11 protein-coding genes are annotated in these 12,347 nt (G+C 68.2%); 6 read left to right on the plus strand and 5 right to left on the minus strand.

What is annotated here, in order from left to right:
* Positions 1–649 precede the first annotated feature (649 nt).
* Together ASJ79_RS08695 and ASJ79_RS08700 are read right to left on the minus strand one after the other, a co-directional pair.
* Complete coding sequence (locus tag ASJ79_RS08695; protein WP_067954310.1) at positions 650–1,315, minus strand: response regulator; 666 nt, start codon at positions 1,313–1,315, stop codon at positions 650–652.
* Positions 1,308–2,903, minus strand: coding sequence for an ATP-binding protein (locus ASJ79_RS08700; protein ID WP_067954311.1), 1,596 nt, complete (start codon positions 2,901–2,903; stop codon positions 1,308–1,310). The genes ASJ79_RS08695 and ASJ79_RS08700 overlap by 8 nt, the downstream gene beginning before the upstream one ends.
* 161 nt (positions 2,904–3,064) lie before the next feature.
* Here ASJ79_RS08700 and ASJ79_RS08705 point away from each other — a divergent pair, with 161 nt between their 5' ends.
* The 5 genes from ASJ79_RS08705 (at position 3,065) to ASJ79_RS08725 (ending at position 7,488) form a co-directional block, all read left to right on the plus strand.
* On the plus strand, positions 3,065–4,018 hold the full coding sequence (locus tag ASJ79_RS08705) for a Bug family tripartite tricarboxylate transporter substrate binding protein (protein ID WP_369803631.1): 954 nt from the start codon (positions 3,065–3,067) through the stop codon (positions 4,016–4,018).
* The gene (locus ASJ79_RS08710) at positions 4,015–4,515 is read left to right on the plus strand and encodes a tripartite tricarboxylate transporter TctB family protein (RefSeq protein WP_067954313.1); all 501 of its coding nucleotides are present in this window, start codon (positions 4,015–4,017) and stop codon (positions 4,513–4,515) included. Before ASJ79_RS08705 ends, ASJ79_RS08710 begins: the two co-directional genes overlap by 4 nt.
* Positions 4,516–6,057, plus strand: a complete 1,542-nt coding sequence (locus tag ASJ79_RS08715) for a tripartite tricarboxylate transporter permease (RefSeq protein ID WP_067954314.1) — start codon at positions 4,516–4,518, stop codon at positions 6,055–6,057. It abuts the gene before it with no gap.
* Positions 6,058–6,120: 63 nt separating this feature from the next.
* Complete coding sequence (locus ASJ79_RS08720; protein ID WP_067954315.1) at positions 6,121–6,516, plus strand: universal stress protein; 396 nt, start codon at positions 6,121–6,123, stop codon at positions 6,514–6,516.
* Between the two features lie 12 nt (positions 6,517–6,528).
* Positions 6,529–7,488 carry an alpha/beta fold hydrolase gene (locus ASJ79_RS08725; RefSeq protein WP_067954316.1) on the plus strand — a complete coding sequence of 320 codons (960 nt, stop codon included), beginning with the start codon at positions 6,529–6,531 and terminating at the stop codon, positions 7,486–7,488.
* Positions 7,489–7,514: 26 nt separating this feature from the next.
* Here the strand turns inward: ASJ79_RS08725 and ASJ79_RS08730 are convergent, their stop codons facing one another.
* From ASJ79_RS08730 to ASJ79_RS08740, 3 genes are read right to left on the minus strand one after another with little or no spacing between them, the layout of a single operon-like run.
* Positions 7,515–7,829, minus strand: a complete 315-nt coding sequence (locus ASJ79_RS08730) for a Rieske 2Fe-2S domain-containing protein (RefSeq protein ID WP_067954317.1) — start codon at positions 7,827–7,829, stop codon at positions 7,515–7,517.
* Positions 7,826–10,294, minus strand: coding sequence for a nitrite reductase large subunit NirB (nirB, locus tag ASJ79_RS08735; RefSeq protein ID WP_067954318.1), 2,469 nt, complete (start codon positions 10,292–10,294; stop codon positions 7,826–7,828). Before nirB ends, ASJ79_RS08730 begins: the two co-directional genes overlap by 4 nt.
* A 2-nt stretch (positions 10,295–10,296) precedes the next feature.
* On the minus strand, positions 10,297–10,650 hold the full coding sequence (locus tag ASJ79_RS08740; RefSeq protein WP_067954319.1) for a molybdopterin oxidoreductase: 354 nt from the start codon (positions 10,648–10,650) through the stop codon (positions 10,297–10,299).
* 239 nt (positions 10,651–10,889) lie between these two features.
* Between ASJ79_RS08740 and ASJ79_RS08745 the strand changes: the two genes are divergently transcribed.
* Positions 10,890–12,326, plus strand: coding sequence for a NarK/NasA family nitrate transporter (locus ASJ79_RS08745; RefSeq protein ID WP_156448344.1), 1,437 nt, complete (start codon positions 10,890–10,892; stop codon positions 12,324–12,326).
* The last annotated feature ends 21 nt before the right edge of the window (positions 12,327–12,347 follow it).

Below are 12,347 nucleotides of genomic sequence, written 5' to 3' on the forward strand. Positions count from 1 at the left end.
CACCCGACGAGCAGCCTCCACCTTGAACTCCGGTGTGAACGACCGACGCGTCCGCGACATGTCGACATCCTTCCAGCAGGACACCGTCCCGCTATCTCAGGTGTCCACTGAAACTGGGGAACCTCCAACATCGGCTACCGGTCGGGCCGCCCACCCGACTACGGCGACGATCCACCACCGTTCTAGCGCTTCGCCGGTGTGCAAGCGCCGCTTAGTTGGCGTAGTCGATTTCGACCGTCACCATGAGGATCCTCAATGCGGACACGGTGGTTCGACGCCGCCTGGGATCAGGTCTTGTCCGAAGTGCGCCAAGGAAACGAATACGCCAAGGTAGGGCAAAGGGGTGACTCCCGTTGGGGGCACCCCTTCTGGTTGTCCGCTCAGCGGACTGCAGCCGTAGTAGACGCTGCCGGCGACGCCGTTCTGGTAATTGCGGTCGTTGCGGAAATCGCGGACGGTATGATTCTGGGCGTTCCCGGTTGCGGTTCTTGCTGTTCTGCCCGGTTGAACCCGAAGGTCTGCGCCTCCATTTCAGCTGGCAGAAAATATGACCGGCCCCTGGCAGAAGCAGATCGCCGAGATCACGAAGCGCCGGCGATCCGGGAGAAGCCGAGTGGAATGCGACGTCGTCAACCAAACCGAGTGCCCGCTAGCCTGCAATCCGGTACCGGCGCTCCGGCCGGCCGACCCCGTACTGCAGCCGCAGCTCCAGCGCGCCCACACCGAGATAGTGCTCCAGATAGCGTCGCGCACTCACCCGCGAGATCCCGACCAGCTCAGCGCATTCAGCCGCCGACACCTCACCGGCGTCGCGGACGGCGGCGAGCACCAGCGCACCGGTCTCCGCTCCCAGGCCCTTGGGCAGTACCTTGGGCGGCGCCACCTGGGGTACCCCGAACAGCGAGTCGATCAGGGTCTGGTCGGCGCCGCGGGCCGACTGCAGCGCGTCGGCGCGCGTGGCGTAGGCCTGCAGTTTGGCCTGCAGTTGCGGGAATTCGAACGGTTTGATCAGGTAGTCGGCCGCTCCGCCGTCGAGCGCGCCGCGGACGGTGTCGAGTTCGCGCGCCGCGGTGATCATGATGACGTCCACCCGGTCGCCTCCGGACCGCAACCGCTGTAACACATCCAGCCCCGTCATGTCCGGCAGGTACACGTCGAGCAGGATCAGCTGCGGACGCAACTCCCGTGTCGCCGTCAGCGCCTCCCCGCCGGTCCGGGCGACACCGACGGCGCGGAACCCGTCCACCCGGTCCACGAACCGGCGGTGGATCTCGGCGACCATGAAGTCGTCGTCCACCACTAGCACGTCACGCATGGCGCGACACCGCCTTCAGCCGCACCAGGAATCGCGCTCCGCCCTCCGGCGCGTCGTCGACCTCGATGGTGCCGCCGTGCTGTGCGGTGACCAGACGCACCAGCGCCAGTCCGATGCCGCGGCCGCCCGGGACGTCGGACTTGGACGTGACACCCCGCGCGAAGATCGCCTCGCGAAGGTGTTCGGGCACACCGGATCCGGAATCGAGCACCGAGATGGTCAGCCCGTCGCGGTCGTCGACGCACACGGTCACCTCCGCATCCGGTGCGCCCACCGACACGTCGACTGCGTTGTCGATCAGGTTGCCCAGCAACGTGATCACATCGGTTGCCAATGCGGGGTCGAGCGCCGACAGGTGCGAATCGGGGTGCAACAGCAGGGACACGCCGCTCTCGGCGGCCAGCGAGGTCTTCGCGATCAACAGCGCCGCCACGGCGGGATCGGAGATCCGCTGCGTCACAGCGTCACTGATCTCGGCCCGGCGGCGTGTCAACGTGCCGACCAGGTCGCGCACCGCATCGTACTCGCCGAGCTGCACCAGGCCGGAGATCGTGTGCAACTGGTTGGCGAACTCGTGCGTCTGGGCGCGCAGGGTGTCGGTGACGCTCTTGTGTGACGACAACTGTCCCTGCAGCGCGGCGAGTTCGGTGCTGTCCCGCATCGTGGTGACCGTACCGATCCGCCGGCCCTGACTGGTCGCGGGACGACGGCTCAACGCCAGCACCCGGGTCCTGGTGGCGATCACCGTGTCCTCGGCGGCGGCGTCCCGGCCATCCTCGGCGGACACCAGGAACGACACCACCGCCGGGTCGATCCCGACCGTGTCCACCCGGCGCCCGACCGCCCCGTCGGCCACGCCGAGCAGGTCGCGTGCACCGTCGTTGAGCAGCGTGATCTCACCGTCGTTGTTCACCGCGATGACGCCTTCCCGGATGCTGTGCAGCAGCGCCTCCCGGTGGTCGGCCAGGCTCGCGATCTCGGCCACCTCCAACCCCCGCGTGTGGCGCTTGATGCGCCGCGACAGCAGCCACGACGCCACCAGACCGAGTGCGGCGCCCAGCCCGAGATAGACCAGCAGACGTTCACCCGCGCCGCTGAGCAGCGCCCACGTCGACGGGTACCCTTCGCTCACCGACGCGACCGCCAGCACGTCGCCGGCGCTGGACAGAATCGGAACCTGGCCGACCAGGCTGTGCGTGCCGTCGACGTCGACATCGCCGAACCAGGCGCGGCCCTCGTCGGCTCGGCTGGCCCCGAGATCCACCCGGACACCGATCCGGGACGGATCCGACGACGCCCGTACGACGCCGTCGGGACCCAGGATCTCGGCGAGGCTCGCCCCGGACAGCGCGACGGCCCGGTCGACCTCCGGCGCCAGTGTGCGCGCCGCGAACGGGTCGTCGTAGCGGTCGCGCACGATCGGCGTCGACGCCATGTTCTCGGCGACGGCGATCATCCGCTGTCCCCGCATCTCGCGGAACTCGCCCTCGGACTGGGCCACCGACACCGCGGCGACGGCGACGAGCACCACCGCGACGACCACCAGCTGAAACACCAGGAACTGCCCGGCGAGGCTGCGCCCCCGCATCAGGCCGGCGACCGCTGACGGCGTGTTCTTAATGACCAATACTTCCTTTGCGTTCACATGGGTGACCTGGATCACTGCCCAGGTCCAGTATTGCTGAGCATCACCACCAAGGGATTGGGGACGACATGTTCGCATCCGGTCGGCGCGGCGCGGTCATCGGTATGGCCATCGCACTGATCGCCGCGCTGCTGCTCTCGGGCTGTGGGGTCACCCGCGGGGAACAGACCGGGTTGCACCGTCTGCGCATGATGGTGCCCAACAGCCCGGGCGGCGGCTACGACCTGACGGCCCGCACCGCGGTGAAAATCATGGAGGACGACGAGATCACCGGCCGCGTCGAGGTGTTCAACGTGATCGGCGCCGGCGGCACCGTCGCGATGGCCAGGTTGATGAACGAGCGCGGCAACGGCGATCTGATGATGATGATGGGTCTTGGCGTCGTCGGGGCCACCTTCACCAACGGGTCCGACGCGCGCGCCTCGGACGCGACCGCGCTGGCCAAGGTGGTCGAGGAACAGGAGGGGATCCTGGTCCCGGCGGACTCGCCGTTCCGGACCGTGCAGGACTTCGTCACCGCATGGAAGGCCGACCCCGCCAACGTGACCATCGGCGGCGGGTCCAGCCCCGGCGGCCCTGACCACCTGTTCCCGATGGAGACCGCCAAGACCGTCGGTGTGGACCCCGCGGAGGTCAACTTCGTGTCCTACGACGGCGGCGGTGACCTGCTCACCGCGTTGCTGGGCAACAAGATCGCGGCGGGCACGTCCGGTCTGGGGGAGTACGTCGACCAGATCGAGTCCGGTCAGGTCAGGGTGCTCGCGGTGTCGGGCGACGAGCGGGTCGAGGGTGTCGACGCGCCGACGCTGACCGAGGCCGGCATCGACCTGACGTTCACCAACTGGCGCGGAGTCATTGCCCCGCCGGGTATTTCAGATACGGACCGTGCCGCGATGGTCAAGGTCCTCGAGGAACTGCACGCCACCGACGCGTGGAAGGAGGCGCTGGTGAAGAACGGCTGGAGTGATGCGTTCCTGACCGGGGCACCGTTCGAGGCCTTCCTGGCCGAACAGGACCGGCGGGTCGAGACGACGCTGACGGATCTGGGGCTGGTATGAGCACCGATACCCGCGCTCCCGATCGGGCGCAGTACATCGTCTGCGCGGTGATGGTCGCGGTCGGGGGATTCCTGGTCTACGACGCACTGTCGATGCCCGCTGGTTACGCCGAGGTCGATCCCGTTGGGCCACGCATGTTCCCGATCGCGATCGGTGTCGGTCTCCTGGCGATGGCGGTGGTCCTGGCCGTCGCGATCCCGCGCGGGTCCCGCGGCGAGGCCGACGCCGGAGAGGACATCGACCCGGACATGCCCGGCGACTGGCGCACCGTCGGACTGCTGATCGGTCTGTTCGTGATGCTGATCGTGCTCGTGGTGCCGCTGGGCTGGGCGATCGCCGGCGCGCTGTTCTTCGCCGGGTGCGCCACCGTGCTCGGGAGCAGGCACTACGTGCGCAACGTCGTCATCGGCGCGGTGCTGGCACTGGTCAGTTTCTACGGATTCTATTCCGGGCTCGGGATCCCGCTGCCCGCAGGCGTTCTGGACGGGATTCTGTAAATGGAGAGCTTCGACTGGCTGTTGCAGGGGATCGGTGAGGCGGCCACCCCGATGAATCTGCTGTACGCCGCGATCGGTGTCCTGCTCGGTACCGCCGTGGGTGTGCTGCCCGGCATCGGACCGGCCATGACGGTCGCACTGCTGCTGCCGATCACCTACAACGTCAGCCCCAGCGCGGCGTTCATCATGTTCGCCGGCATCTTCTACGGCGGCATGTACGGCGGTTCGACCACCTCGATCCTGCTCAACACCCCGGGCGAGTCGTCGTCGGTGATCACCTCCATCGAGGGCAACAAGATGGCCAAGGCCGGCCGGGCCGCGCAGGCGCTGGCGACCGCGGCGATCGGGTCCTTCGTCGCCGGGGCGATCGGCACCGCGCTGCTGGCGGCGTTCGCGCCGGCGGTGTCGCGCTTCGCGGTAACCCTCGGGGCCCCTTCGTATCTGGCGATCATGCTGTTCGCTCTGGTCGCGGTCACCGCGGTGTTCGGTTCGTCGAAGATGCGGGGGCTGATCTCCCTGCTGCTGGGTCTGGCGATCGGCGTGGTCGGCATCGATTCGCTCACCGGCCAGCCGCGCGCCACGTTCGGCATCCCGCTGCTGTCCGACGGCATCGACATCGTGGTGATCGCGGTGGCGGTGTTCGCGGTCGGCGAGGCGCTGTGGGTGGCCGCGCACCTGCGCCGGCGTCCGATCGACGTCATCCCGGTCGGTCGGCCGTGGATGGGCCGGCGGGACTGGCAGCGCTCGTGGAAGCCGTGGCTGCGCGGCACCGCCTACGGTTTCCCGTTCGGTGCGCTACCGGCCGGCGGCGCCGAGTTGCCGACGTTCCTGAGCTACATCACCGAGAAGAAGCTCACCAAGCATCCCGAGGAGTTCGGCAAGGGTGCGATCGAGGGCGTCGCCGGACCGGAGGCCGCCAACAATGCCTCGGCCGCAGGCACTCTGGTGCCGATGCTGTCGCTGGGCCTGCCCACCAACGCGACCGCGGCGGTGATGCTGACGGCGTTCGTGTCCTACGGCATCCAGCCCGGGCCCACGCTGTTCGACAAGGAACCGCTGCTGGTCTGGACTCTGATCGCAAGTCTGTTCATCGGCAACTTCATGCTGCTGGCCCTGAACCTGCCGCTGGCGCCGTTGTGGGCCAAGCTGCTGCGCACGCCGCGGCCCTACCTGTACGCCGGCATCCTGTTCTTCGCCACCCTGGGCGCGTTCGCGGTGAACCTGCAGCCGCTGGATCTGGCGCTGCTGCTGATCTTCGGCTTGATGGGCCTGATGATGCGCCGCTTCGGACTTCCGGTGCTGCCGTTGATCATCGGCGTCATCCTCGGTCCGCGCATCGAACGCCAACTGCGCCAGAGCCTGCAGCTCGGCGGCGGGGACTGGGGCAACCTGTTCACCGAACCCGTCGCGATCATCACCTACGTGCTGATGATCCTGCTGCTCGCCGCTCCGCTGGTGTTGCGGTTGATGCACCGCAGCGAGGAGACCCTGCTGGTGGTCGAGGACGACCGGGACCAGAAAGAGAAGGCGGGCCACGCGTGACCGACGAGCGCCTGCGCATGGGGTACCGCCACCGGCCCGTCGAAGATTAGGGGGAGAGCCGACATGAGCGTCGTGATCGGGTACACCGCAGACCGTTTCGGCCGCGCCGCGCTGGAACACGGGATCGCGGAGGCGAGATTGCGCGGCACCGGACTGGTGGTGGTCAACGCCACGTCGGGGGAGTCGTACGTCGACGAGCGGTTCGCCGGCGCCGCCGAGGTGCAGGACGTCGAAGCCCGGCTCGCCGACTGCGGGGTGGCCTACGAACTGCGGCAGCCGGTCGGCGTGGACGCCGCCGGTGAACTGCTCGCCGCGATGGACCACCCCGACGCGCAACTGCTGGTCGTCGGCATCCGGAACCGCAACCCTGTAGGCAAGCTGCTACTCGGCAGCGTCGCGCAGAAGGTCATCCTCGAATGCCCGAAACCGGTGCTCGCGGTCAAGCCCGACGGGTTGTGACAACCTGGGGGCATGGGAACCTACGCAAACGCCTTCGGTCCTCACGCACCTCAGTCCACCTTCGTCGAGCATCGCTTTTCCGAGCGGCTCTTCGACACCGGTGAAGTCCAGTTGAACTACGCGGTCGCCGGCGACGAGTCCAAACCGCCGCTGTTGCTGATCCCCGGCCAGTCCGAGTCGTGGTGGGGCTACGAGCCGGCCATGCCGCTGCTGGCGCAGCACTTCCACGTGCACGCCGTCGATCTGCGCGGACACGGACGCTCCACCCGCACCCCGCGCCGGTACACCCTCGACAACATCGGCAACGATCTGGTCCGCTTCCTCGACGGCGTCATCGGCCGGCCGGCGTATGTCAGCGGGCTGTCTTCCGGCGGGTTGCTCAGCGCGTGGCTGTCCGCTTTCGCCGCACCGGGTCAGGTGATCGCCGCGTGCTACGAGGATCCTCCGTTCTTCAGCTCGGAGATCGACCCGGCCGTCGGCCCGGGCCTGATGCGGACGGTCGGCCCGGTCTTCGCGCTGTGGGCCGAGTATCTCGGTGACCAGTGGAGCATCGGGGACTGGGACGGTTTCGTCGCCGGGGCGCAGCAGGGCATGGCCGGCTGGCAGACGCATGTCGCGCTGGCCGCCGGAACCGCCGAACCGCCGCAGAATCTCAAGGAGTACGACCCTGAATGGGCACGGGCGTTCGTCACCGGCTCGTTCACGGCGGGCTGCCCCCACGAGGTCATGCTCAGCCAGGTCAAGGTGCCCGTGCTGTTCACCCACCACTTCCGGATGACCGACGACGAATCCGGCACACTGATGGGCGCCGGTACCGACGCCCAGGCGGCGGGGGTCGTCGAACTCGTCGAAAGCAGCGGCGCGCCGATCACCTACCGGTCGTTCCCGATGATGGGCCACTCGATGCACGGTCAGGATCCCGCGCTGTTCGCCGACACGCTCGTCGACTGGTTCGCCGGCGTCCAGGTCTGAGGCACACCGGAATCCGGCCGGGACGGTCAGAGCGTGACCCGGATCGTCCCGTCCACGGCCACCACCGGATAACTGCGCACCGACATGTCGGCGCCGGAAACCTCACCGCCCGTGCGCATGTCGAACGTGTGCCCGTGAAGCGGGCACACCACCACGCAGTCGTCGGCCAGGCCGTCGGCCAGTGGCCCACCCCGGTGCGGGCACACCGCGTCGACCGCACGTAACGATCCGTCCCGGAGCCGGAACACCGCGATCTGCGTGCCGTCGATCGCGAAGGTGCGCCCCTCGCCGACCGGGATCTCGTCGACCCGGCCGACGTCGATGCCGACATCGACGCTCATCGCACTGGGACCTGGGGCAGCGGCAACAGCGGCAGCGACGGCCGGAACTGGCCTTCGGTCTTGGGTTCCCGGCCGTCGTGCCACGGGTCGCGGTAGGCGTCGATCGACTTCTGCATCCGCGCGTCGAGCCCCTCGGCGAGGCCCTCGGCGTCGTCGACGACCACCGACCGGATGTGCTCGATGCCCACCCTGGGCACCCACTTGTAGGTGCGCTCAAGCCAATTCGCGCTCTCCCGGTAGTACTGCAGGAACCGGCCCGTCAGCGTGATCACGGTTTGTGGGTCGTCGACGGTGGCGAGCAGGTCGCCCTTGCGGATGTGCGCGCCCGCCGCGCCGCCGACGTAGATCTCCCAGCGGCCGCCGTCGACCGCGACGACACCGAGGTCCTTGCACAGTGCCTCGGCGCAGTTACGCGGACAGCCCGTCACCGCCAGCTTCATCTTCGCCGGGCTCGCCAGCCCTTGATAGCGCTCCTCGATCGCGATGCCCAGAGCGGTGGAATCCCCGACGCCGTAACGGCAGAAGTCGCTGCCCACACAGGTCTTCACGGTCCGGAAACTCTTGCCGTACGCGTAGCCCGACGGCATGTCCAGATCCGCCCACACCGCGGGAAGATCCTCCTTGCGCACCCCGAGCAGGTCGATGCGCTGCCCGCCGGTGAGCTTGATCATCGGGATCTCGTACTTCTCGGCGACATCGGCGATCCTGCGCAGCTGCGCGACGTCGGTCACGCCGCCCTTCATCTGCGGCACCACCGAGAACGTGCCGTCCCGCTGGATGTTGGCGTGCACCCGGTCGTTGATGAACCGGGCATCGCGCTCGTCGACGAACTCGTCGGCCCACATCATGTCCAGCAGTGACGACAGCGCCATCTTGGACCCGGCGTCCTCCTTGCCGTCCGGGGCCAGCGCGGCGAACACCGAGGACACCGACTTCAGCTGCAGCTCACGGATGTGGTGCATCAGCGTCGGTTTGTCGTACGGGACCCCGGGGACATACCACGACGCCGACGGATCCTCGGTGACCGCTCCGCCGGCCGCCCACTCGACGACCTGGCACACCAGCTCCTTGCACGAGCCGCAGCCCTTGCCTGCCTTCGTCTTGGCCATCACGCCGCCCACCGACGTCTCGCCGTCCCGCACGCACGCCACCAGCGCGCCCTTGGACACCCCGTTGCAGTTGCACACCTGCGCGTCGTCGGCCAGTTCGGCCACCCCCACCCCGACGTCGGGGGTGCCGATGTCGAACATCAGCGACACCCGTTCGTCGGGGAGCGGCAGCCCGCTGTCGAAGGCCTGCGTCAGGAACGACACCTTCGACACGTCCCCGACGAGGGTGGCGCCCACCAGTTTCCCGTCCCGGATCACCACGGTCTTGTACACGCCGTGCTTGGGCTCGGAATACTGCACGAACTCGTCGTCGGGATGCTCGGGCGCCTTGACGCCCATCGACGCGACATCCACGCCGGCGACCTTGAGCTTGGTCGCCACCCGGGAGCCGTGGTATGCCGAGGTCAGGTCGGCCCCGGTCAGATGGTCGGCGAGCACTCTGGCCTGTTCCCACAGCGGGGCGACCAGGCCGTAGACCTGGCCGCGGTGCTGTGCGCACTCACCGACGACGTAGACGTCGTCGTCGTCGACCGAGCGCATGTGATCGTCGGTGACGATCGCGCGTTCGACGGTGAGCCCCGCGCGTTGCGCCAACCCCACATTGGGCCGGATGCCCGCCGCGACCACCAGCATGTCGCAGTCCAGGCGTGACCCGTCGGAGAACAGGATGCCCGCGAGCCGGCCGTCGTCGCCGACGACCACCTCGGTGGTCCGCTTCTCGGTGTGCACCCCGATCCCGAGGTCCTCCACCGACTTCCGCAGGATCGCGCCGGCCGGGTCGTCGAGCTGGGCGTTCATCAGCGTCGGTCCGGCGTGCACGACGTCGACGGCCAGGCCGCGGTTCTGTAACCCGCGCGCGGCCTCCAGGCCCAGGAGCCCGCCCCCGATGACGACGGCCTTGGTCCGGGTGTCGGCTTCGGCGATCATCGCCGCGGTGTCGTCGAGGGTCCGGAACCCGAACACCCCGTCGGCGAGCGTCTTGTCGTCGGCCCACAGCCCGGCCATCGGCGGGAAGAACGACCGGCTGCCGGTGGCCAGGATCAGTTTGTCGTAGTGCAGCGTGGTGCCGTCGTCGGCGTGCACCAGGTGGGCGAAGGTGTCGAGGCGCACCACCCGCACCCCGGCCCGCAGGTCGATGCCGTTGTCGGTGTACCAGTCCAGTGCGTTGAGGTAAATCTGGCCCGGATCATCCACTCCGGCAAGCACATTCGACAACAGGATCCGGTTGTAGTTGCCGTAGGGCTCGTCGCCGAACACGGTGATCTGAAAGTGGTCCCCGCCGCCGCGGGCCAGGACCTCCTCGAGGGCGCGCACGCCGGCCATGCCGTTGCCGACGACCACCAGCCGCTGCGCCATCGCTACACCTCCACCAGGCCGAGGTCCACGATCACCGTGCCCTTCACCCCGTCTGGTGCGGCGACGCGGAGCTCCAGCACGGTGTCGGCGAGCAGATCCTCCACCACCCGCAGCGCGACGTGGGTGGCGCCCTTGGCCGCGATCGGGAAGTAGCGCATCGGGACGCCGTCGCGGAACAGCACCACGGTGATCATCTGCTTCGTCGAGTTGCCGCCGCGGAAGTACACGGGCTGGGCGGTGGTGCCGGCGGGCACCACGTAGCGCAGCGAGTCGTCGACGGCCGCCGGCTTGTCGTAGCCGCTGCCGTGGAACGCGAACGCCCCCTGCAGGAAACGCGGGGTGCTTCCGTCTGTCATGTCTGCTCTCCCCCTGGTCTTCGACGGGGCGGTACCGCCACGCGCAAGCGCTCGTCGGTCACATGCTCGAAGCTAGGAGTGGGTTGTTTCCGGGGTGTTTCTCCGGTAAGTCACCTGTGGATCCCTGCGATCACACCTGACGCCCCTCACCGTGAGCCCCGACGCGATGTGAGAGTGTGTTTTCACCGCGGTCACCGTCGTGCAACGGATGCGGAATGCCCTGGCAGTTGACTCGGCGCATGGCAATCACCGCGATCCGTAACCGCGACATAGCCCACTGGGATCCCGAGGACGTCGAGGCCTGGGAGGGCACCGGCGGCAAGACCCCCGGGAAGAAGATCGCGAAGCGCAACCTGATCTGGTCGATCGTGGCCGAACACGTCGGTTTCTCGGTGTGGTCGATCTGGTCGGTGATGGTGTTGTTCATGCCGCAGGACGTCTACGGCATCGACGCGGCGGGCAAGTTCTACCTGGTCGCGGTGCCCACGCTGGTCGGGGCGTTCATGCGCATCCCGTACACGATCGCCCCCGCCAGGTTCGGCGGCCGCAACTGGACGATCGTCAGCGCGTTGCTGCTGCTGATCCCGACCGTGCTGACGCTGTACTACATGAAGAACCCGGCCTCCTACACCACCTACATGGTGGTGGCCGCGTTCGCCGGCCTGGGCGGCGGCAACTTCGCCTCGTCGATGACCAACATCAACGCGTTCTACCCGCAGCGGCTCAAGGGCTGGGCGCTCGGCCTGAACGCCGGCGGCGGCAACATCGGGGTGCCCGTCATCCAGCTCGTCGGGCTGCTGGTGATCGCCGCGGTGGGCAACACCCGGCCCGAGATCGTCTGCGCCATCTACCTTGTCGCGATCGGCGCGGCCGCGCTCGGCGCCGCGCTGTACATGGACAACCTGCGCAACCAGAAGTCCAACTTCGGCGCTCTGGTCGAGGCGTTGCGGTTCAAGCACTCCTGGGTGATGAGCTTCCTGTACATCGGCACGTTCGGATCGTTCATCGGCTTCTCGTTCGCATTCGGCCAGGTGCTGCAGATCAACTACCTGGCCACCGGTGACACGCCCGCGCAGGCCTCCCTGCACGCCGCCCAGATCGCGTTCATCGGCCCGCTGCTCGGCTCGATCTCCCGGCCCTACGGCGGCAAGCTGGCCGACCGCGTCGGCGGCGGCAGGATCACCCTGTACACGTTCGTGGCGATGATGTTCGCCGCCGGAATCCTGGTGACCAGCGGCGTCCTCGACGACAACCAGACCGGCGCCCCCACCGGCGGACAGATGTTCGGTTACGTCGCCGGGTTCATCCTGTTGTTCATCCTGTCCGGGATCGGCAACGGGTCGACCTACAAGATGATCCCGTCGATCTTCGAGGCCAAGGCCCAGGGTCGCGACGACCTCAGCCGCGACGAGAAGGCGGCCTGGTCCCGCGCGATGTCGGGTGCGCTCATCGGTTTCGCCGGTGCGGTCGGCGCGCTCGGCGGGGTGTTCATCAACGTGGTGCTGCGCGCGTCCTACGTCGGCGACGCCAAGTCGGCCACCAACGCGTTCTGGGTGTTCCTGGTGTTCTACGTGGTATGCGCGTTCGTGACGTGGTTCGTGTTCCTGCGCCTGCACGAGCACCGGGCCCACGCCGGGGAGAACATCGGCCGCCCGGCAGCGATACCCGCCGGTTGATCATGGTCCGAACCGCCTGTT

The organism is Mycobacterium sp. NAZ190054 (genome assembly GCF_001545925.1).
Lineage (GTDB): Bacteria > Actinomycetota > Actinomycetes > Mycobacteriales > Mycobacteriaceae > Mycobacterium.